Source organism: Candidatus Gracilibacteria bacterium, assembly GCA_041660965.1.
GTDB lineage: Bacteria > Patescibacteriota > Gracilibacteria > BD1-5 > JAGOOR01 > JAGOOR01.
The window spans coordinates 28,496-50,360 of record JBAZVH010000001.1 but is presented as its reverse complement, the minus strand read 5'-3'; the positions used below and the strand labels follow the sequence as shown (position 1 = coordinate 50,360).

Below are 21,865 nucleotides of genomic sequence, written 5' to 3'. Positions count from 1 at the left end.
TTCTGAAAGTAAAATTTTTTATTTGATTTGCGATTGGTGTAATTTTCTTATAATTGAAATCCTATGGAACCTTCTCTTTCTCTCGGTTTTTTGGCCAATTTGGACATCAATATGCTGATGCGTGGGCTGATAGCATATATTTTTATTATCTGGTTTTGTATCGTCGTGTGGGTAGCAAAGGATATCAACAATCGTACACGCTCTGTTTTGTTACAAATCTTTTGTATCCTTATTGTGCTCTTTTTGACTCCTCTTGGTATCTTTATTTACCTCTTGATTCGTCCGCAAAAGACTCTTTTTGAAAAGATATTTGAAGAAGAATTTCTCAAACTCGATGCAGAATATAAACAAGAAATCTCTCCTGAACAAAAAAAAGCACATATTCATCATAAAACTCCTGGTATCGACATCCAAAAAGAAAAACATCATCACAATCCTCAATAAATATGCTCGTGATGACTTTTGGGACATTCGATAGATTTCATCCTGGGCATGAATACTATCTTCAGGAGGCGAAAAAGCTCTGAGATACTCTTGTGACTGTCGTAGCTCGTGATAGTACTGTGGAGCGATTAAAATGAAAACCTCCTCGTGATACTGAAGATATACGCCTCCGGAATGTTCTCGATTCTGGCTTGACAGAACAGGCGATTCTCTGATCCCTCTCGGATCCGTATCAGGTTCTTCTCAGCTATACACCAGATGTTCTCTGTTTTGGGTATGATCAAAACTCTTTTAATGGTGTAGCGTTGGACGAATTTTTGCAAGAACACAATCTGACGCCGAGAATTATCCGAATGAGCTCGTTTGAGCCGGAGAAGTGGAAGAGCTCTTTGCTCTAGAAAGTAACCATTCTTCTGTTTCATTGAGTTGTTTCATAGAACCAATATCAAACCATTTTCCCCGAAGATGATATCCATAAATATCCTCTACCTTGCAAATAGAAGCGATAAGATCTCATGCTCTATCTGCTTTTCCTAGCTCAATAACATCCTGTATGTGTCAGAGGGTTGATTTCTTGAAACAATAAATCAGTGTAGCAATGAGTGTAGAAGTGGGATTTTCTGGTTTCTCAATAAAGTCTAAAATCTTATTTTCCGCGTTCATCGTGAGAGTGCTGAGTTGTTTTACGAGCTCCAAATTTTCGACATCGTAGAGAGCGATACTATCTCATTTTTTTTGAAATATTCTTATCATCTCAGAAAGGTCATCTTCGAAAAAGTTATCTCCTCCGAGTATCATCACATCTTCGGTAATCTCATAGTTATCAATCACAAATTGTATATCTCCGAGAGATCAGAGGCGATCCTCATTTGAGAGAGTTCCATCATTGACGATGATGATGTCATCTCTCCTTTTCTCTTCTTTCCAGGCATCAAAAACATGAGCAAATTTATCATTTGTCACGATAAAAATCTGAGTGAAGCATCCAAGAGCATTGATTTTGTCTAATAAATAGTCTACCATCGGTCGGCCTCATACGGGCACCATTGGTTTAGGGGCATTGAGAGTCAGGGGATAGAGGCGAGTACCATACCCGCCTGCGAGGATAATTGCTTGCATCGTAAAAGTATATTTGTATGAAGAGTAGTTTATGCGGTCGAGTTTTTTTGCAAATTAAAACTTTTTCATATACTACTGAGACATATTTTATACCTATTTTTATGGCTCAAAAAAAGTTTGAATTCTCCGATGGTGTCAAGAAAAAGCAACTTGAAAGCTCTGGGGCTGGCACTCCAGGTGGTAAAATGAAAAATAAAAAGCCCATGAAGCAGAGTTACTCGGCTCTTTTGGTATTACTCATTATTTCTCTCTTATTTTGAGGGGTATTTTTTGCTTTACAGGGATCATCCGAGGTAGAGGATGTCACTATCTCCGAGCTCGTTCAATCCTATAAAACAGGGAAATATTCGGCTCTTGAAGTGCGGGATCAGACTATCACGGGGACTTTGCAGGAAGGTCTTCCTGGAGAGACAGTAGCGACACCACCGAGTTCTGCTTTTTCACTGATAGCGACACAAATCACGCCAAAACAAGAAAAAGCGATTTTGCCACTCAATGATAATCTGAAAGACATGGGAATAGATATCGAAAATCCTGGTACAACAAAGATATCTGTCAAAGATACGACATCGCTACATTTTTGGGCCGATCTCGCCCCTACCATTGTGGGAAGTGTGCTTTTTCTCCTTATTTTTATCGTCCTGATGGGGAAAATGATGTCCGGAGGTGGTGGGCCGATGTGATTTATCAAAAATAAAGCAAAGCGCTATGAACCCCAAAAAGGAAAAATCATGTTTATCGATGTAGCTGGTTCACTTGAGGAAAAACAAGACCTCCAAGAGTTTGTGGACTTTCTCAAAAATCCAAAAAAATATCAAAAGCTCTGAGCGAAGATTCCTCGAGGAGTGCTGATGGTATGACCTCCAGGTACAGGAAAGACGTTGCTGGCTCGTGCAGTAGCAGGAGAGGCAGGTGTACCATTTTTCTCTATCTCTGGTTCAGAATTTGTCGAGATGTTTGTCGGTGTGGGTGCGGCACGAGTGCGTGATCTCTTCGCAGAAGCAAAAGCAAATGCACCAGCGATTATCTTTATCGATGAAATCGATGCTATTGGTAAAAAACGTTCAACTGGATTCGGCGGAGGACATGATGAACGAGAGCAGACACTCAATCAGATTTTGACAGAAATGGATGGTTTTGATAATGAAACAAATGTCATCATCATGGGAGCAACAAACCGTGCAGATGTCCTCGATAAAGCGCTGCTCCGACCAGGACGCTTTGATCGTAAAGTCACTATCAATCTGCCAAATCTCGAAGATAGAATTGCGATTTTGAAAGTGCATGCTCGAAATAAACCTCTGTCGAAAAAAATAGACTTTCGAAGTATCGCGAGTTCTACCATCGGATTTTCTGGAGCAGATCTCGAAAATCTCCTCAATGAATCAGCTATACTCGCTGGTCGTGAAAATGCTGAAGAAGTCACTCAGGCCATGATACAACAAAGTATCGAAAAAATCGTGATGGGAAATATCAAAGCATCACATGTTATGACAGAGTTTGAGCAAAAACTCACTGCCTACCATGAAGTCGGTCATGCTATCGTTGGCAAGATGACAAAGCATTCAGATCCTGTTCACAAGATCTCTATCATCTCTCGTGGTTCTGCAGGAGGTGTGACATGGTTTTTGCCGGATAAAGATCGTACGTATATTACCAAGGCAAAAATGCTTGATGAGCTCGTGGTCTATTTTTGAGGTCGAGCAGCTGAAGAAATCTTCTTCTGAAAAGAGTATATCACTACGGGTGCTTCCTCTGATATAGAAAGAGCGACAGACATCGCACGAGCCATGGTGACTCGATATGGATTTGATGCTGATATCGGTATGGAAAATATCGCAGGGCGAATGGTAGCGGATAATTACCTTGGAGAAACAACAGATAGTAACGCTATCTCTGATGAGACAAAGTTTTTGGTTGACAAGAAGGTACGAGAACTCCTCCAAAAATCCTATGAGGAAGCGAAGAGAATTATCTCAAAACACAAAGATCTTCACGAACAAATCTCTGCTATTCTGATGAAGAAACAAGAAATGCTCCGAGAAGAATTTGATCTTTTCTTTGAAGGCATGGATGTGCCAGAAAAGATGGCTCTCTAATATTATTATGTCTGACTCTTTATCGTCCCCAACCTGAGAATGAGAAATACCACAACAAGCATCGTGGGTACGACTTCCTAATCCATGATTTTGGCGGTCTTGGATAAATAGCAGTATATACAGTTATACAGAAACTTGGGAGCTTCTGGAATGAGCATACCTGTGAAGGAATGGGGCTATAATATTTGATACAGATGGAAACTATTTATATGAAAGATATTGTAGAGGTATAGTGGCGTGTGACCCAGGAGCAAGAAAGATGTCAAAGATCTTACCCGATATTTTTTGTTGAAGAATTCTTGCCGTGCTCGATGCAACGGGAACTCCTGACAGGAGCATCACTTTCCCAGAAGCAGTACAAGAGGGATGGCTCGAGGAGAAGACCTATCCAGAGGCATGGAGATATGTAGGTATAGAAAACCCGGTACTCAATCCTGGCCAGGAAAGACTCATCCAGACAGGTATCGTCCCACGAGAGGTATATCAAGTCACACGCTCCTGAGCTGGAAAAATAGATATTACTGATTGGGAGGTTCGAAGACCGAGTATTTTTCATTTCTTTGGTTTACGTCCTCGTACCTAAGCTATAGTTACTTTTCGTATATTTGCAAGAAAAGATTTTATTATAATAAATAATATTGTATATTTGTACACAATAAAAAATAGTAAAGTATTATACTTGTTCTTGATAAAAAAATAAAGCAGGTAATATAGAGGTATTCTATCTCCTATATTTCTATATGAATTTTACAGATAAATTAGAGCAATCTATAAAAGAAAAAGATTCTCTTCTCTGTGTAGGTATAGATCCTGACATCTCAAAAATCGAAGGGGGAGCGAGTAAGATGGTGGATTTTTGTAAAAGATTTATCGATGAAACTGTATCGTATGCTGCTATGTTTAAGCCACAATTTGCATATTTTGCAGCATACAAGTGATGAGAACAACATTTATTGGAGATAATGGAATATTTAAGAAAGATCTGAGCAATCACTGGTCTCGATGTAAAACGAGGAGATATCGACAGAACGAGCGCACAATACGCAGAAGAAGTATTTTGAAAATTTGGTGCGGATGCTGTTACTCTAAATCCCTATATGGGGCAGGATGTCGTAATCCCATTTATAGAGAGATATCCAGATAAGTGACTATTCTTACTGGGGAGAACATCAAATGAACACGCGAGAGATATCCAGGACCTGGAATTAAAAGATGGCAGAAAAGTATATGAAGAAGTTGTTCGTATGATGTCTCATGAGTGGAACACAAATGGGCAAATAGGTATCGTAGCAGGAGCTACATTCCCAGAGGAATTGGCGAATATTCGAAGCATAGTAGGGGATAGGGTCAATCTTCTCGTACCTGGAATAGGCACTCAGGGTTGAAGTATCGCAAATGTCGTACCAGCCGCTCAGAATTCACAATGAGCATGATGCGTTATCAGTTCATCCAGTGCTGTTATGTTCCCAAAAAAACCAGGAGAAACTCCTGCGATTGTTGCCAGGGCAACTCGGGACGAAATTAACAAATACAGAAGAAAGGCAGCATAGTTCTTTATTTTTAACTTTTCTCTTATGTCAGCACTCGATAGGGATCCTAATGGTGTTCTAGTTTCCATGAAAGAAAACTGTTCTTATGTAGACGGGATTCACGTCGTCTATAAGGCCAGTACTCATGGCAGGCGATACCTCGACAAAGATGCTCATCTCAAGCAACCAGGAGTAGCAAAAAGAGTCATCGAATTGCTCTCACAGGGAATAATTCCTGGAGCAGTAATTATCGCTCCAGAAACAAGTGCTGAGACGAATCTTGGACAAGAAGTGGCACGTCTTATCGGGGCAGATTGTATACCAACAAAAAAAGTAGCAGACAAACATACTTTTAATCCAGAACACTTACGATGACTTCATGGACGGCATCCACGGATCCTGATAGATGACATCCTCAACAACTGAGCGACTCTGGAACAAATCCAAGAGGCATTATGAGGTTTTGGACTTACGATAGACCAATTCCGTGTCATGGTGGATAGGAATCCTGAAAAATCTTCACAACTTTGAGTCCCAGTTTCTGCCTTGGCAACTGTACAAATGGATCAATGGAACGAGAGTGATGTCCCAGATGATTTAAAACAACAGTCAATTACTACTAAATTAGGAAAAGCACGAAATTGGATATTAAAAGATGGCAATCAACCGAATGGACAATTTCTCCTAGAAAGACTTCATAAAGAGAGATTTGGATTCCACCTGGATGATGGTATGAAAGTAGGTGGCTCAGAAGAAGAGAGTCTCATACTTATACCGAGATAGGACAAAATTTTACTTCGCGCTTCTCCACGTCTTGCCAGAGCCCACCTCGACGGTCATCGGGATTTCCCAGGTGACGATATGTTCCATGATATTTTTCATAGTATCTTCGACGACTTCGATTTCTACATCAGGACATTCGACCACGATTTCATCGTGCACGGACATGATGAGTTGTGCCTCGAGTTTCTTTGCTCGAAAACTTTCCTCGATTTTTACCATCGCGTATTTGATAATATCGGCACAGGTTCACTGTATCGGCATATTCATCGCCTCACGCTTTGCCTGTTCTCGTGCCATAGAGTTATTATCTGAGAGTCCTTTTATCGCACGTCTTCTTCAAAAAAATGTCTCTGCATACCCGATGCGTTTGGTTTCCGAGACGATATGGTCGAAATATTCCCGAGTGCGAGGATAGAGTGTAAAAAATCCATCGATAAACGCCGCACATTCTGCTTGAGTCTTGGCAATCATCTTCGAAAGTCCAAATGGTGTGATACCATACATCACGCCAAAATTCACTGCCTTTGAGAGTTTGCGTTCGGCTGAAGTAATTTCTTCTTTGCCGAGGATAAATCGTGCAGTTTCTAAGTGGAGGTCTCTGCCATTATGAAAGATATCGAGCATCGTCGGATCACCAGAGAGGCAGGCGAGAATCCGTATCTCAATCTGAGAATAGTCAGCCACGACATAGGACCAGTCAGGATCTTCAGGACGAAAAGCGCTCTTTATCTCATCACTCCACGGGTCTCATGCGGGTATATTTTGGAGATTTGGACTATCGCTCGACATACGACCCGTCGAAGCTCCGAGTGAATCATACGTGGTATGGATCCTATACGTCTCAGGATTGATATGTTTGGTCAGTCCTCTCACATAGGTGCCAAGGAGCTTGCTAGCATGTCTGTGGACGAGGATTTGCTGGCATATCTCATTTTCTTCTGCAAGTATGGCAAGCGTTTCTTCGTCGACGCTCCATCATGTTTTCGTCTTTCTGATAGGTTTTATCTTGAGTATTTCGAAGAGAAGCTTCTGAAGCTGAAGAGGGGAGGCGAGATTCACGGATGTTTCTCACGTCTGTTCCGCTACCGTAGCTTCTATTTTTTGAATGGTTTGCGTGAGCTCTTCTTCGAGCTTACTCAGTATCGTGACATCGATAAATACTCCTCGTACCTCCATCATAGCCAGCACTTGTGCCATCTGACATTCGAGGTCGAGAATAGGATGTTCCATCGTCTCACGCTCTATCAGCTGCATCGAAGCGGCTTGTGTCGCGACATCAGCTCAAGAAGGGAGTTTTTGTTCTGTCATTTGTTCAAAAAAAGCCTCATAAGAGGTATTTCTTATGTGAGGCCAAAAGAGGGCATTTTCGAGTCGGAAATCTCGCATCGTGAAAAGTGGTAAAGATTTACAATCACTTCGTTATATCATCCACAAACGCATCCAATTCTTTTGTAAGATCCTCGGTTGAAACGGTTGGTTTTGGTGTGTTATCTCCTGGAGTTGTTGGAGTCTTTCCGGTAGGAGTTTTGGTTGTATTGTCTGGGGTTTTGTCCTCTCAGGAAACTGTTGCAGGAGTTGTCGTGTCTGGAGCAGTTATCGTGGTCTCTACTACAGGAACACTCTCATCTGGTATTGATCGTATCAGAGAACAGCTTGAGAGTGTGAGAGAGAGGATTATGAGAGGGAGGAAAGAGTGTTTCATAGTTAAGAAAGATAGAATTAGAGAAAGAGCTAGAGCAGAAGCAGAAGATAGAGAAAGGAACTTATTGGTTTGATAACAACTTATTAAACTTATTAAACCTATAAAACTTACTAAACTTGTAAGCCTATTTTAGTATACTTGCGAAAAGAAAAAAGCAAAAAATTTTGCAACTCAAGACTTTTTGCTATAATCCCTGCACGCGCTCGTAGCTCAGCTGGAAGAGTACCGGTCTTCGAAACCGATGGTCGTAGGTTCGAACCCTACCGGGCGCACCATGTAGAATCAAAAAACCTCTGTTTTTCACGGAGGTTTTTATATAAAATCTTATTCATAAAAACTTTATGGTGGACCCACCTGGGATCGAACCAGGGACCAATCGGTTATGAGCCGACTGCTCTAACCCCTGAGCTATGGGTCCATATGCTGATAGCACGTGATGATTGTATGCAAAAATCGTGACGAGCAAGTTTTTTTCAAATTCTGATAGTATTTAATTGTTCTCTTTTTTTTCACCGAGATGGAAAAACATATTTTCCTCTGGAAAATTCAGCGTTTCGAGTGATTCACGAAAGGCCTTGATTTGAGATTTGAGGAGGTCGAGTTTTTCTGGTATATAGTCGAAATAGAGACGATTCACGGTCGCTCATGGGGCATCTTCTACGAAGTCCAGAGCGCCTCGTACGAGTGTGCGAGATTCGCCGATTCCGTCCCAGAGGAGCTTATAAAAATAGAGTTGTCGCTCATAGTCTGCGAGTTGTTCAGCAGATTTTTTTGCTTTGCCCGTTTTGAAGTCTATGACTTGAGCATTGTTGTCTGGCAGATACTCCACTCGGTCGAGGATACCCGTGATTTGCATCCCTTCGACGATGACTTTTTTCCAGCCAAATTTTTCTTCCACTCGTGCTTTTTCTAGGAGAGGGCAGTCAGTTTTTGCGAGGTATTCTTCGAGAGTTTTAACCGTCAAAATAAGGAACTCATCCTGTTCTCTTTGGGTAAGTATTTCATGGAACAACACCTTTCACACCGCTTCATGCCAGAGCTCAGACCCAGGGAGTGTGCCATGCTCATTGACATATTCACCAATAAATGAGAGTCCTGCATGGACGGCTGTACCAAAGGACGCACTTGGCATCTTACCCGCTGGCTGACGAATCAGATATTTCTCCATAAACTGCCGAGGAGAGGCGAGCCAGGTGTTGAGCCCTGTGACGGAGAGGGTGTATTTCTTCGCTCGTTGCTCCAGCTCAGCTCGTGTCGCTGCCAGCCAATCAATCGATGGCACTGGCGCCGTCGTCATCACACTGATGGTCTCGATATTGTCGACGAGAGGAAGGAGAGTGGTTTGCTCTTCTGGTATTTCAGCAGCAAAGGTTGAGGGTTTACTTCTCATATCATCGTTATCGGTCGCACAGATAGTGAGGTAGCGCTTGGCACGCGTCATCGCGACATACCAGAGTCGGCGTTCTTCTTCGAGCTTCAGGTCTTTCTTTTCTTCCTTGGTCAGGAGTTCTTTTTCAAAGAGAGAAATAGTGACCGAGAGTTTGGATGGATCACGAGAGGACTCCCAGTTTCCACTGGTCGCATTAAAGATATACACCGCTTCAAATTCTAACCCTTTACTTCCGTGGGCAGTCATCAGCTCGACAGCATCGCTCTGTGTGCGGATGGGCTGTGTCATAGGGGAGAGACCATAGTGGTCGAGGTCTTCCATATAGGTGATAAAGTCGCTGATGCTGTACTCAGGATGAAGGTAGGCAATATTTTTTATCTCATCAAAAAAGCTATTCAAGACTGAGAGTCGCTCGATACGATCTTCTTGGGCAAGAGCAAAACTTCGGTATCCAGATATTTCAAGGAATTCTTCGAAAAATTGTACGAGTGTCTTGTTTGCCGAGAGCTTTTCAAAGCTGATAAGTTTTCGTACGACAGCGGTGATAAACATATCATTATCTGCGAGAAATGCTTCAAAGAGCGAGTTTCTGAGATGATGATCCTGAGATTTTGCTTTATTCTGAAGTCGCAAGAGATGTCCGAGATCCATTCACCAAAAATCAAACAGCATCACTTCCCAGAAAAGATCATTGCGATGCATATTCCCGATAAGCATGAGCGTCTTCATCAATTTCTGCGCTTCGGGATGGTGAAGAAGATTTTCACCTTTTTGCTTGTGAAAGGGGACACCCTCTCGGCGCATCACTTCGATGAGATGGACAGGATTGGCATTCTTTCGGTAAATAATCGCTATCTCAGACCAGGGTATGCCTGCAGCGTGCTTGGTTTTGATATCGTGAATCAATGTCGCTATTTCAATCGCTGGATCTGGTGCCTTTATGAGAAAAATCGGCTCTTCACTAATATCGGCTCTTGCTTGGAGGGATTTATCAAGTTCCAGTGCGCGTTCGAGGGATTGAGTATTCTCTCGGATAACTGCACGAGAGCTATCCAGAATCGTCTGAGTTGAGCGATAGTTTTCGACAAGAGTAATGATTTTGAGGTCTTGAGAGCGGTATTTATTACAGAAATTGAGGACATTTTCCATCACAGCTCCTTGGAATCGGTAGATAGATTGTTCATCATCACCTACGACGAGGATGTTGGGTTGTTCTTGCTCATCCATAATACCATCGACGATGCTGGCCTGAAGCCCATTGGTATCCTGGAATTCATCGACCATGATATACTGGTACTGTTCTCGGAGGAGTGTCGCAAAATGAGCGTTGGAGATTATCTGGTCACGCACCATCATGATCATATCATCATAGTCATACCAGCCCTCTGTGAGGAGAGCATCTTCATACTGACGATAGATGTAGGAGAGTTCTCTTTGTCGGAAGAGTCGTTTCTCGGCTTCAGCATATTCGGCTTTTCTCTCACCTTTCTTTCACCATTTGGTATCTTTTTTGTAGTGAAGATCTTCATTATTTGGGAGATCTGCAATCGCTTCATCCAGTTTCACACGAAATGATTCTGGAGAGACTCATTCGCGCTTGAGTTGCCCTACTATTTTTATCACATCGAGCATATAGAGCTCAGGATCATGGCGTGGCTTGAGGTGTTCCCATGGTCATTCAATCAGGAGTTTACCAACCAGTCGACGAGCGTCCAGTTCTTCGAGCATTTTCATCCCGCGAGAACGAGCAAAAAGCTCAGGATATTCTTCATCAATAAGTCATTTACAAAATCCATGAAACGTTGAAATATTCACCCGGAGCGCATCACTTCAGATAAAGCTCTTGAGACGATCTCGCATCGCAAAAGAACCCGCTTCGGTATACGTGAGAGCGAGGATATTTCTCGGCGAGGAATCCGTTTGTTTGAGGATATTGGCTATTCGGAGCGTCAAAAGCTGGGTCTTACCGGTACCAGGTCATGCGATAACAGCGACAGGTCAGTAAATCGTATCGACTGCTTGTTTTTGTGCAGCATTAAGACGGGAATAGGCGAGTTCAAATGGGGTCATAGATAGTAATAAGTATATGAAGAAATACTAAAAATCTATTTTTTAGAAGGAGGATTTCAGTCTTTCAATTTCTATGAAATGTAACGTAATAAAGTCAATATATTTTATCTCATTAGTAGGTATCAAAAACACCTTCTGGACGAGTCACTGGAGCCACACGAGATGGTCAGATAATATTGTTTGGTATAAAAATTAACAGGTATCCCACAATAGTCATAATAACGAGAATCACCGTAAGTATGCGTGCTACTAGAGGGACATATCGACTCAAATTCATAAAACGTTTCAACTGCAAAAAAATCACTCCAAAAAATATCCAGGTAGCAATACTGATGCATGTAAAGTAGATGAGTGACCAAATTTGTATTGACGTCATAATTTTCCTCCTATTATAGACAGGTTTCTTTGAGTGCAAAACTTTTCGTGAAAAAGCTTGCATTTACAGTAAAAAACGGATACAATGTTTCTGTAAATATTCTTTTATGGCAATAATACAACAAGGGAAAACGACTTTTACTATTCTCGATGAGCTTCAAGCAAAGCATCCTGAGCTGATCAAACTCATCCTCGCCACCGAGTCTATGGATGATAGTGAGCGTCAATATTGGTTTGATATCTTGCCAAGCATGAATGATGATCAGGTCAAGAGACTCTATGATATACTCGAAACTGAAAAGAAAAAACTGGATGAGCTGGAACAAAAATACCAAAAAGAAATCGAATCTCTCAATCAAAAACATACGACAGAGTGGCAAGCACTTGAAATGAAAAAACAGAAAGAAGCTATTGCTGCCAAAGAAGCTGCTGATACAAATACCAAACAAGAAGATGCTACTGCCGTTCTCGGTAATTGGTAAAATATGCATAGATCTGATTCTGCTCATTGAGCTTACGATGCTGATACAACTAGAGAAGGATTAAAACCATCAATGCTAGAAGAATTGTCACGCACAGGGATTCCTGCGGATTATCTTAATGCACTATGAATGACATATCGGGTGAGAATGTCTACAAAAATCGCTGAGCTTAGGATGGCAGAGGTACCTATTGATTTACCTTGTGTACTAAGAGACGTCTTATCTGAAAGACTCCACGAGTCTCCCGGACTGAAAATTCCAGATTATTTTGAGTACCATTCTGAGCCGCGATCCTCATATCAGACCCCATTGCCAAGACAATTATTAGAAAATGACCAGAGTCGAGACACCATTGTTGCATTAAATAGTCATATTGCTGTTATGAATCATGAAATAGCTTGCTTGGAACGAGATAAGACTTTCAATCCAGATAGATTTTTATCTGCATCGAAAGCCGCAGTTTCTCTTATTTATTGAAAAGAAAATACTGAGCCATTTTAAACACAATTTTTTACTGGAAATATCATCCCGTTTTTTGCCTCGAGAAGTCCATAGGTTATTTCGTCGTATTGTACAAAGTACTTGCCATCTTTCCCCTTATAAGGAATTGGGGTACTTCCTGTCCTGAGATGGGTTCGTTCTTCGATGGTAAGATCTATAACAGGGATATCTAGAAAGAGTTCTTTGTGTGAAAGGGGGACATAAAATATATCATTGTGCTGTATCCATTCCCGAGATTTCTCTAGTAAGACATGTCAGAGCGAAATTCGTTCGAGTTTTTCGAGGTAACCCCCTGTTCCGAGGATTTTCCCTATGTCTCGAGCAATAGAGCGAATATAAGTACCGTGAGAGACGGTTATCTCGCATTCAATTCTTGGCCACTCGTAGGAGAGAATTTTAAACTCATGAATTGTGCGTGGTTTCGCTTCCAATTTTAAATCCGTTTCTCCTTTTCGCATTCTCTCATACGAGCGTGTTCCATCTATCCAGATGGCGCTATAGAGGGGAGGGGATTGGAGGATATCTCATAAGAAATGCTTTTTTACAATATTTTGAATGCTCTCAAGAGTAATATTTTGAAGAGTTTTTTTATCTACAGGAACTTCTATAACTGGTTTTTCGAGATCATAGGATTCGGTTGTTCCATCGAGACGAATCGTAGTTTGATACGTTTTTTGGAAGTGCTCAATCATCGGAAAGAGACGAGGAGACCCATCTGTCCCCACGATCATCAGCCCACTTGCCAGAGGATCAAGCGTTCCCGCAAAACCAATTTTCGGCACATTGATAACTCGTTTGAGGATTTTGACAACGAGATTGCTAGTGATTCAGAGAGGTTTTCGGATGAGATAGAGCATAGTAACAAGGTTTAATCAGTTTTATTCGTTTTGTTGGTTTAATTGGTTCCTGAAAGAATATTCCTTCCTATGACTATCACTATTACTGTGACTGTTTTTCATCAAACATTATCATAAAAAATTTGAAATACCCAAAATTTTATTATAATCGCCATCATGTGGATGCGGGGGTAGCTTAAATGAGTGAGAGCACTAAGGCTTCAACCCTTGGAGGTACCAGTTCGAACCTGGCCCCCCGCTCCATAAATGCAGACATAGCTCAATTGGCTAGAGCGCCGCCTTGCCATGGCGGAGGTTGTGGGTTCGAGTCCCATTGTCTGCTCCAATAAAGAATTAACTATCAATGGGGCGAGAATCGAGCATCAAGAAGTGACTTTTGTCACTTCGACTGCGAGAGCGCCGGTCGTGGCAGAGAACGACCGAGTCCCATTGTCTGCTCCATAAAATATTCTTATTAAAAAAAACCTTCTTGTAATAAGAAGGTTTTTCTAAAATAAAATGTCTTGAATTTTATTATTCTGTTCATTTATCATTTTTTATAATAATATCAAAAAACTTTTCTTTTGTTCCCCTTTGAACTCCTCAAGCACAAAAAGAGTATTCAAATACTGTCTGAGGATCTCCATTTTTAGGAGGAAGCAAACGGCAAGCACGAAGTATAGAACCTTCTTCTCTTTTTTCTCAGAGAATACAATTCCCACATGAAACACCCTTTATTCAACTTTGTTCTGGTAATTCTGTAGGATTAGACATATATAATCTTTATAAAATAAAACTATAAAATAGTATTTATTTTTATACTGTTGTCAAATAGACTTTTTTGGATTCCCTTTGAAATTTCCAGAGATTTCCTATACTCTCTATAATTCGTATTTACTTTCCTATGCTCTGCCCTAAATGTAAAAATCTCGAAACTCGCGTGATAGACTCACGTATATCAGAAGATGGTCTCTCTATCCGACGTCGACGTGAGTGTGAAAAATGCACAGCTCGTTTTACGACGTTTGAACGAATGGAATTTGTCAGTTTTTTTGTTACCAAGACGAGTGGTAGAAAAGAGCTCTATGATAGATCAAAGCTAGAAACGAGTATATTGAAGGCCTGTAATAAAAGAGATATTCCTCGGGAAAAGATCGAATCAATGATCAATGTCCTGGAAATAGAGTGGGCTGAGAACAAGACGGGAGTTACGAGTAAGCGAGTAGGCAAAGATGTCCTCCATAAGCTCAAGGATATCGATGAAGTCGCTTGTCTCCGATTTGCTTCTGTTTACAACCATTTTGATAGTCATCAGGACTTCGTAAAATTTATTATCGAAGAATTCGAAGAATGATCACCGTCGTAGACCTCAATCTCATACCCTCTCTTGAGCCCCTTATTTCAGAGGTTTTGTTTTTTAAAATACAAGACACTCTCTCTTCTGGCAAGAAAGTTCTATTATCACTCAATCGAAAAGGTGCGATGAGCACACTACTCTGCCGTGATTGTGGATGGGTCGCACGATGTCCCGCTTGCGACCTCTTGATGCGAGTACATCATACTCCAGAGAACTTTCTTCTCTGTCATTTTTGTGAACAAAAAACTGGAATTTTGACTACATGCCCAAAATGTAGGAGCTTCAATCTGATTCAGAGCGGAGCTCGTGTTCAGACTATCGAAGAAGGCATTCAAAAGCTTTTTCCCAACAATAAAATCCTCCTCGTAGAGTGAAATACTCAGCTCCTTTCACAAAAAAGTCTAGAAGCAAATGAGATATTTATTGGCACCCAAAAAATCACATCTCTCCCAATAGAAAATCTGTGATTAGCGGCTTTTTTGCTTCTCGAGGCTGATCTCTCCGTACCAATCTATGATATCGAAGAAGAAATCTATAGTCAGGTACGATATTTTTTCTCACGAACGGATGAGGTCATTATCCAGACTCGTTCACCGAAGTTACAGATTATCCAGGATCTTACGGGAGCGAATTTTCGTACTTTTTATCAGAGAAGTATTCAGGAAAGAAAAAAATTTTGACTACCTCCATTTCTTGAAATGGTTGCTATACATATCAAAGAAAAGCAAGAATCTACTCTAAAGCAGCGTGTAGCAACATTGGCTTCTATGATTATGGAGGCGGCAAAAAATTCTGCTACCAGCGTAACATATGATCATTTACTTATGGAACGAAGAGGGGGTGAATTTTATCAAAAAATACTTATAAAATCTTCTGATATATTGTCTTTTTTAGAACCATTTCGTAGCAACATCGTGCAGGGGAGGGGGGTGGAGGTGGAGTGGCTTTAAATTTTTAAAGCAGAAAGAAAAAATAAAAAAGAAGAAAATTAAAATTCTTTTTACTTAAGCACCTACATACTTACGCACTTCAATTACTCTTCTTAAAAAGAGGGGAGTTGAAAGAGATATTTTCCTATGAGATCTTCCCGAGAGACATAATAAGTATTTTGTGTATCACAGGAGATAGCATCTGTACATCATCGTGAATCGCGAGAATTTTCTCGATTATCACCGAGTATAAAATAGGCATTCTTTGGAACTGTAAATATCTTTGGGCTCAAATCTGTGCAACTTCCCGGTACACAGGTACGTATATTTTGGTTGAGATAGGGTTCTGAGATTTTTTTCTCATTGAGATAGATCCCCCCATCTCTGATGACAAGTACTTCTTTTTCTATCCCCAGGACACGTTTTATCTTTGGAGTTCTATCTTCATGTATATAGACGATGATATTCCCTCTTTGAATAGTGCCAATACGCGCTTGCAAGGTATCGAGGAGAATAAGAGTGTTATTTTGTAACATGGGAGCCATGGAGTCCCCTAAAACACGATAGGGTCTTATAAATAAGACGCAATAGAGGATACCTATTATGAGAAGACACGATGTCAGGAAGAAAAAAAATCGTTTCATAATTATGAATCAAGCTCTGGATATGTGTGCGTATTGAGAATATTTTTCCCTCTCCAGGGAATGACTTGTTTCATCGTACCCCACTTCGGCGAAGGAAGTATCCTCTCAAACATATCAAAATGCCCAAGCGCATATCCAACACGTCATGAAATAGATGGTGCGGGTATATATCTGATGTCACTTCCATATTCCTCACAGTTTTCAAAACAGTGTCGAGAATCCAGCGATGCGGGCCTATTGTCTCCCATCAGGAAGTAATGTCCTTCTGGTACATGAAATGTCACTGGGTCATCTCAGGCACAACCAAGATAAATACACGTATTCCCATAATTTTCTCCCAGATAGGCTGATTCATCGATTTTGACAAACAAATCAGGGCGTTTTTTTGTTGCGATAAACACAAATTTATCAGCTATTTTTACAGTGTCTCCTGGGAGACCAATAACTCGTTTGATGAGATATTTTTTTGTGGGACCTATTCGTGGAGAAAATACTACCACATCACCACGTTTTGGTTTCGTAATCCGATACGACATCTTATCGACGAGGATAAACTCACCATCTCCATATTGTCCATTTGCATTTTTATGGACATTCCCACCATGAAATGTTTTTTCCATTGATGGACCAATAATCTGAAATGGGGAAATGATATACAGACGAATAAAGAGGACTAGTGCTATAACAAAAAGCAAATCAAGCACAGAGTCTGTTCCAATATATTTTTGTTTTGGATAAATATGAAACGGATTTCTATCCCAATCAAAAATAAGAACCAAGACTATCAATATACATCCGAGTACGCTGAGAAATATTTTATAGTTAAAATCTATTTGATAGATAGTCCAAATTGAAAGTATTGTAAGTCAGATAACACCATAAAAAAAACATCGGTCAGCTATTGACATCCCACCATTGTAGAGAAATGTTTCTGTATCTTTTTTGAGGCCCAACAAGATGAGCGGGGGAAATATGAGAGCCATGAGCCCCATACCAGTATCATATCCTAGTGTGCGAGATCTCTTGATAATAACTGAAGAGAGTATCCAGAGAGCCAGTATAATACCAATTATGGAGAGAATATACTGAACAGCAAATCATATATCTGTTGTTCCGCCTATGAGTTTCCAGTTTGAAAATGGTTGCATCAAGGCATCTAATGAGACACATGTCAAGAGATACCCATAGATGATTCAGTAGATAAAGTCGGCTCGCCCAATTTTCCCTTCAAAAGAAAAAAGTATTTTTTTAAGAATATTCATACGGTGGATTATAAGGAGTTTTCTGAGAGTGCAAAAAACTTCTCCTAATTTTTTATTGAAAAAGACCGAATACGGTTATACTACACTGTAGTTTTTTATTAAAAAATATGCGCATTGTTGTAGGGACTAAAAATGCTTGAAAAATAACATCCGTAAGAGAGGGGATTGAAGAATATCCGATTCTGATGGGTGCAGAACTAGTCTCTTGTGATGTGGATTCTGGGGTTTTAGCTCAGCCAATAGGACTCAAAATGATAGTTTCTGGAGCAAGAAATAGGGCGCTTGCAGCGTATACATCAGGAAAATATGATCTTGCTTTTGGTATAGAATCAGGCATATTCGAAGTTCCATATACAAAATCAGGTTATATGGATACAACATGTTGTGCTATTTATGATTGAATCAATTATCATATTGGTTTTGCATCATGTTTTGAATATCCGAAGAAAATGATAGAGAAAGTGCTGTGAGAGAATAAAGAAATTTGTGATATTGCTCTCGAGATGGGATTTGCTGAGCATCGAGAATTTCGTGAATGATTAGGTATGATTGGTACACTGACAAAAGGTCGTGTAACACGTATAGATTATACATATCAAGCAGTACAAATGGCCCTCATCCATCTTGATAACCCAGAGCATTATTGCACATAACATACATTATGTGAAAATAGATTTGTAAGAATTCTATTCTCCCCTATACTCTCTATACGTATACCATTTGTATTTTTTGTATGTCTCTCCTCGAAGCCGTTGAAAAATTTCTGATGTACCTCACGATTACTCGAGCGATGAGCCCGAGAACGGTGGAACAATACGGACGGCATATGTGGGCCTTTATTGGATTTGTACATCCTGAGATCCATCACATCATTCCAAAAGGATTCGATTTAACGAGTTTTTTTGCCTCACAGGTGTCTATACAGCCCAAGAAAAAAATAGAGGCCTCTTTTACGGGGATGGATTCTAGGATCAAGTCCGAGGATGACGGGATGAGAGAAAAATTGGAAAAGATAGATTGGATTTCCACAAATCATATCGACCAACATATTTGTGATCATTTTCGGTTATCACTTGCTCAATGAGCTATCAGTATTTCCACCGTGAATGCGTATATGATTTCTTTACGAGCATTTTTGCTTTTCTGTAAAAAAAGTCATATTCCGACAGGACTCGAATCATCAGATATTGAGCTTCAAAAAAATCGTGAACGAAAAGTCGAATTCTTGACGGCTGAAGAACTGCAAACTCTCACAGACTCCATTGGTACTGAAGAAATTTCTGATTTGCGTGATCGAGCGATTATCTTTACGATTTATAGTACTGGTTTACGTGTTTCAGAACTCACTGCACTGGATATAAAACATATTAATCTTGACACTCTCGAGTTTGCTATCATAGGTAAAGGAAAGAAGGTACGAGTCGTCTACCTAACCGATTGGGCCTGTGATGCCATTCGTGAATACCTCGCAAAGAGGGAAGACCACTTCTCTGCCTTGTTTCTCAAACACGGAAAGCACTTCCCTGTCGATGCAAGCTCGGATGAGGTACGATTTGATCGATTTTTGATTACTAAAATGATTGGCGATAGAGCTCGCAAAGCTGGTATCGTAAAGCCCGTTTCGGCTCACACACTACGGCATTCATTCGCCACTACCCTCCTCTGAAATGGAGCAGATTTACGATCGATTCAAGAGCTTCTCTGACATAAAAACATCGCTACCACTCAGGTTTATACTCATGTTACTAACAAGCAATTACGAGAGGTGCATAAAAAGTTTCATGTGTAGATAAGATTTTCCATACAAATTATTTGACAAATAAAAAATACTATTAATATTTCTTTTAGAATTTATATTCTAATTTTTTTAATATGCCTTTTCAAGATAGTGAATTAGTAACAAAAGAAATGTTTGAGTTAGCTCCTTGCATAACAGAGGTTGTTCGGGATTGGAGGTGAACATGAAAGTCTCTCAATGAGTTATTTCGAGAAGCAACTACTTCTGAAAAAATAATAGGCCTTATGTCTCATGTAATTGAAAAATTTATTACAGTGGCATGATGGGAAACTGATACAACTAACCATAGCAGAATCAGAAGCAGACACCTCATGAGAATTAAGAGGTAAATCTTCACATAGCAATGTTGCGAAATTGAAAGAAGTAAGGTTCTCTGAACAAACTCAATGCAAAACAGATTGGAAAAATGATACAGATTCTTCAGCTGCCTCTCTTATATTTCTTGCATCAGAAAATCCAACTGCACAGAACATCACTCTAGTTGCATGAAAAAGTGTACCCATATCTTGAAATGCTAAACGAAATACAAGCTTTATAAGTGTAAACAGTATAGATGTTCCAGGTGTGGGGAGAAATACTGGAAAATTCCATACATTTCCCTCAGGTGCAGATACTTTTAATGCTATCCTGCACAGATTAGCATGTAGATTCGAAGAGATAATGGAATTAGAGAGTTCCTGTGAACAAGCAATAAAGACAGCAAAAACTACACAATTACCATAAAGAATTCTTTCTTTTCTTACACCATCAAATCCTGAAATGCTTTTTCTCCATAGATAATCTCTGAACGGTCTGGAGCGTAGGTGGAAATCAGTTTTTCTCACGTCTTCGCACATTGTCTCTCATAGAGGCGATGAGCATTTCTGAGTTTGGATCGTTCGAGGTGTCGTGAATCAGGGCACACATCGGGAAGAGGTATATGATGCTCGATATAGTAGACGAGTTCTTGGCTAATAATCTTAAATGGTTTCCCGGTAAGAGAACATTTGATAATTCACTGAAGACAATCCTGAATATTTTTTGTCGCCTGTTCGAATCCAACGGTTTTCTCATCATATTGATCTATACTCAGAGGTATATACCATTCTGCCTGGTAATTACTTTCCTCTTTTTCGTGCCAGGTATATCCTTCTTGTAGCGCAGTTTCTTCTGTCAGAGGATAATAATCTTGAGCGACCGATTCATTATAGGCAAACGGTGAGAGTCAGATGGGGAAATACTGCCCCCACTCCCCTGTTTTTTGCATATGCTGAATTATCTTTTTCATAGTTTTGAAATAGTCTTCCGGTGAATATTGTTTATTAAATATACAATAATTCTTATTTCTGAGCCCGACACATCCAAAACAATTATTACAGGTAAAACACTGTTCACAGTACCAGAGATCTCGACTATGAAAAACATAGAGACAAAAATGGCAATTATAGGTTTGAATCGTTCCAAGTGTTTGATAAGAAAATTCTGGCTTGATATACATGTTCGAACAATCGACGAGCGACTTTGCGCTGACTCCGAGCTGCACATGATAGCAATCTTCAGAATCTGACATATCGTAGCAGTTGATACAGTTTTTTGAGTTGGTGATAAAATCTCCTGTGCATCATTCAGACTTTGTGATTTGTGCGTATTTATGCGGTTGAGTAAGAGCGAATTCTTGAAATTTTTTCCAAATAAGTTTTCTCTGGTCTAGTTTTTCGAGATGAAGCTCTACAATCTTTTTTTGATACTCTTCCTTTGAATATTTCTTATTCATAAAGTAATACTCCTTATTTTTGAGATTAATACATCCAAAACAATCATGGCATCCGATGCAGTTTTCGAGATACATACTATCGTTACAATTGATACAATTGATGAGATATTGGCTTCGGAAACATTTGTCACAGTTAAAGCATTGAAAGAGATATTCTGAATTGTAGATAAAGCTACTATCAATAATATTTTTGCAGCTTTGGAGAAGCTTCCCATAATAACAATCCTCACAGTATTCTGATGAATTGATAAGGTAACAGTTTTTACAAAACCCCGTTCCGGTGGTATATTCAGAGTTTTCATTATTGAGCGTCACAGTTGCTGCTCTCGGTATCCGTTTTTGGATTGATTGAAATTGACGGAAAAATGGTTGTGAAAAATCTGGATCTTGACCATATTCGAGTGGATTCCAGCTATCGGAGAACCATTCTTCTCGAGTCACAATCCTCCATTCGGTATTTGGTCTATAGAGCGAAATAACTGGTTTTTGAGAAAAAGCAGAAATATTTTTGTAGAGCACTTGTTCATTTCTATGAAGTGTCCTTGCTTTTGCTCGTTCATCAGGACAAGTTTCTGGGAGAGGAATCTCAAAGCGTTCCCCATCTATTTCAGGAGCAATTTTTTTCAAAAAATCTTGCTCAAACTGTGATATCTCAAAAGGTATTCAGGTTTTCTGACAGTTTTTTGGTATATTCATAGAAAAATGGTTTATTTCACAGGCATGGTATATACTTTCGAAATTAAATCAAATTTATCAAAAAATAATTTGCATTTTATGGCTTAAATTAGTATA

At 39.9% G+C, this 21,865-nt stretch carries 22 protein-coding genes and 4 tRNA genes; 16 read left to right on the top strand and 10 right to left on the bottom strand.

What is annotated here, in order from left to right; all coding sequences use genetic code 25:
• Positions 1 to 63 precede the first annotated feature (63 nt).
• Entirely contained in the window at positions 64 to 444 is a 381-nt protein-coding gene (locus WC753_00265) for a hypothetical protein (protein MFA6079901.1), read from the top strand.
• A gap of 2 nt (positions 445 to 446) precedes the next feature.
• A complete protein-coding gene (locus WC753_00260; protein MFA6079900.1) occupies positions 447 to 842 on the top strand; it encodes an adenylyltransferase/cytidyltransferase family protein in 396 nt (131 codons plus the stop codon).
• Here the strand turns inward: WC753_00260 and WC753_00255 are convergent.
• Positions 790 to 1,563 carry a nucleotidyltransferase family protein gene (locus WC753_00255; protein MFA6079899.1) on the bottom strand — a complete coding sequence of 258 codons (774 nt, stop codon included), beginning with the start codon at positions 1,561 to 1,563 and terminating at the stop codon, positions 790 to 792. The genes WC753_00260 and WC753_00255 overlap by 53 nt on opposite strands.
• Before the next feature lie 101 nt (positions 1,564 to 1,664).
• Between WC753_00255 and ftsH the strand changes: the two genes are divergently transcribed.
• The 4 genes from ftsH (at position 1,665) to WC753_00235 (ending at position 5,974) form a co-directional block, all read left to right on the top strand.
• Positions 1,665 to 3,662, top strand: a complete 1,998-nt coding sequence (gene ftsH, locus WC753_00250) for an ATP-dependent zinc metalloprotease FtsH (protein ID MFA6079898.1) — start codon at positions 1,665 to 1,667, stop codon at positions 3,660 to 3,662.
• A gap of 259 nt (positions 3,663 to 3,921) precedes the next feature.
• On the top strand, positions 3,922 to 4,245 hold the full coding sequence (locus tag WC753_00245; protein ID MFA6079897.1) for a hypothetical protein: 324 nt from the start codon (positions 3,922 to 3,924) through the stop codon (positions 4,243 to 4,245).
• 157 nt (positions 4,246 to 4,402) lie between these two features.
• Positions 4,403 to 5,212, top strand: a complete 810-nt coding sequence (pyrF, locus tag WC753_00240) for an orotidine-5'-phosphate decarboxylase (protein MFA6079896.1) — start codon at positions 4,403 to 4,405, stop codon at positions 5,210 to 5,212.
• 24 nt (positions 5,213 to 5,236) lie between these two features.
• The gene (locus tag WC753_00235; GenBank protein ID MFA6079895.1) at positions 5,237 to 5,974 is read left to right on the top strand and encodes a phosphoribosyltransferase; all 738 of its coding nucleotides are present in this window, start codon (positions 5,237 to 5,239) and stop codon (positions 5,972 to 5,974) included.
• A gap of 9 nt (positions 5,975 to 5,983) precedes the next feature.
• Here WC753_00235 and WC753_00230 read toward each other — a convergent pair whose 3' ends face one another.
• Positions 5,984 to 7,360, bottom strand: a complete 1,377-nt coding sequence (locus WC753_00230) for a DNA polymerase (protein ID MFA6079894.1) — start codon at positions 7,358 to 7,360, stop codon at positions 5,984 to 5,986.
• Positions 7,361 to 7,379: 19 nt separating this feature from the next.
• Positions 7,380 to 7,676 (bottom strand): hypothetical protein, encoded by a 297-nt coding sequence (locus tag WC753_00225; GenBank protein ID MFA6079893.1) that lies wholly within the window; start codon positions 7,674 to 7,676, stop codon positions 7,380 to 7,382.
• 199 nt (positions 7,677 to 7,875) lie between these two features.
• On the opposite strand from WC753_00225, the gene WC753_00220 reads away from it, so the two are divergent.
• Positions 7,876 to 7,951, top strand: a tRNA-Arg gene (locus WC753_00220).
• A 67-nt stretch (positions 7,952 to 8,018) separates the two neighbouring features.
• Here WC753_00220 and WC753_00215 read toward each other — a convergent pair.
• From WC753_00215 to WC753_00205, 3 genes are all read right to left on the bottom strand, one after another.
• Positions 8,019 to 8,094, bottom strand: a tRNA-Ile gene (locus tag WC753_00215).
• A 72-nt stretch (positions 8,095 to 8,166) separates the two neighbouring features.
• Positions 8,167 to 11,136 (bottom strand): ATP-dependent DNA helicase, encoded by a 2,970-nt coding sequence (locus tag WC753_00210; protein ID MFA6079892.1) that lies wholly within the window; start codon positions 11,134 to 11,136, stop codon positions 8,167 to 8,169.
• A 112-nt stretch (positions 11,137 to 11,248) separates the two neighbouring features.
• Entirely contained in the window at positions 11,249 to 11,413 is a 165-nt protein-coding gene (locus WC753_00205) for a hypothetical protein (protein MFA6079891.1), read from the bottom strand.
• 205 nt (positions 11,414 to 11,618) lie between these two features.
• Between WC753_00205 and WC753_00200 the strand changes: the two genes are divergently transcribed.
• Together WC753_00200 and WC753_00195 are read left to right on the top strand one after the other, a co-directional pair.
• Positions 11,619 to 11,993 (top strand): hypothetical protein, encoded by a 375-nt coding sequence (locus WC753_00200; protein MFA6079890.1) that lies wholly within the window; start codon positions 11,619 to 11,621, stop codon positions 11,991 to 11,993.
• 3 nt (positions 11,994 to 11,996) lie between these two features.
• Entirely contained in the window at positions 11,997 to 12,494 is a 498-nt protein-coding gene (locus WC753_00195) for a hypothetical protein (GenBank protein ID MFA6079889.1), read from the top strand.
• On the opposite strand, the gene truB is transcribed toward WC753_00195, so the two are convergent.
• Complete coding sequence (truB, locus tag WC753_00190; protein ID MFA6079888.1) at positions 12,491 to 13,351, bottom strand: tRNA pseudouridine(55) synthase TruB; 861 nt, start codon at positions 13,349 to 13,351, stop codon at positions 12,491 to 12,493. The genes WC753_00195 and truB overlap by 4 nt on opposite strands.
• Before the next feature lie 164 nt (positions 13,352 to 13,515).
• On the opposite strand from truB, the gene WC753_00185 reads away from it, so the two are divergent.
• The 4 genes from WC753_00185 to WC753_00170 all read left to right on the top strand — a co-directional run bounded on the left by WC753_00185 (position 13,516) and on the right by WC753_00170 (position 15,637).
• Positions 13,516 to 13,594, top strand: a tRNA-Gly gene (locus WC753_00185).
• Between the two features lie 5 nt (positions 13,595 to 13,599).
• Positions 13,600 to 13,676 (top strand) — tRNA-Gly (locus WC753_00180).
• Between the two features lie 558 nt (positions 13,677 to 14,234).
• Positions 14,235 to 14,696 carry a transcriptional regulator NrdR gene (nrdR, locus tag WC753_00175; GenBank protein ID MFA6079887.1) on the top strand — a complete coding sequence of 154 codons (462 nt, stop codon included), beginning with the start codon at positions 14,235 to 14,237 and terminating at the stop codon, positions 14,694 to 14,696.
• Positions 14,681 to 15,637 (top strand): hypothetical protein, encoded by a 957-nt coding sequence (locus WC753_00170; protein MFA6079886.1) that lies wholly within the window; start codon positions 14,681 to 14,683, stop codon positions 15,635 to 15,637. The genes nrdR and WC753_00170 overlap by 16 nt, the downstream gene beginning before the upstream one ends.
• A 92-nt stretch (positions 15,638 to 15,729) precedes the next feature.
• On the opposite strand, the gene lepB (WC753_00165) is transcribed toward WC753_00170, so the two are convergent.
• Together lepB (WC753_00165) and lepB (WC753_00160) are read right to left on the bottom strand one after the other, a co-directional pair.
• Positions 15,730 to 16,260, bottom strand: a complete 531-nt coding sequence (gene lepB / locus WC753_00165; GenBank protein MFA6079885.1) for a signal peptidase I — start codon at positions 16,258 to 16,260, stop codon at positions 15,730 to 15,732.
• Positions 16,261 to 16,262: 2 nt separating this feature from the next.
• On the bottom strand, positions 16,263 to 17,522 hold the full coding sequence (lepB, locus tag WC753_00160) for a signal peptidase I (GenBank protein MFA6079884.1): 1,260 nt from the start codon (positions 17,520 to 17,522) through the stop codon (positions 16,263 to 16,265).
• Between the two features lie 107 nt (positions 17,523 to 17,629).
• Between lepB (WC753_00160) and yjjX the strand changes: the two genes are divergently transcribed.
• From yjjX to WC753_00145, 3 genes are all read left to right on the top strand, one after another.
• Positions 17,630 to 18,175 carry an inosine/xanthosine triphosphatase gene (gene yjjX / locus WC753_00155; protein ID MFA6079883.1) on the top strand — a complete coding sequence of 182 codons (546 nt, stop codon included), beginning with the start codon at positions 17,630 to 17,632 and terminating at the stop codon, positions 18,173 to 18,175.
• 80 nt (positions 18,176 to 18,255) lie between these two features.
• Positions 18,256 to 19,311: a tyrosine-type recombinase/integrase gene (locus WC753_00150; GenBank protein ID MFA6079882.1), complete on the top strand. Its 1,056-nt coding sequence runs from the start codon at positions 18,256 to 18,258 to the stop codon at positions 19,309 to 19,311.
• Between the two features lie 246 nt (positions 19,312 to 19,557).
• A complete protein-coding gene (locus WC753_00145) occupies positions 19,558 to 20,043 on the top strand; it encodes a hypothetical protein (GenBank protein ID MFA6079881.1) in 486 nt (161 codons plus the stop codon).
• A gap of 16 nt (positions 20,044 to 20,059) precedes the next feature.
• Here the strand turns inward: WC753_00145 and WC753_00140 are convergent, their stop codons facing one another.
• Positions 20,060 to 21,769, bottom strand: a complete 1,710-nt coding sequence (locus WC753_00140; protein MFA6079880.1) for a hypothetical protein — start codon at positions 21,767 to 21,769, stop codon at positions 20,060 to 20,062.
• Between the last annotated feature and the right edge of the window lie 96 nt (positions 21,770 to 21,865).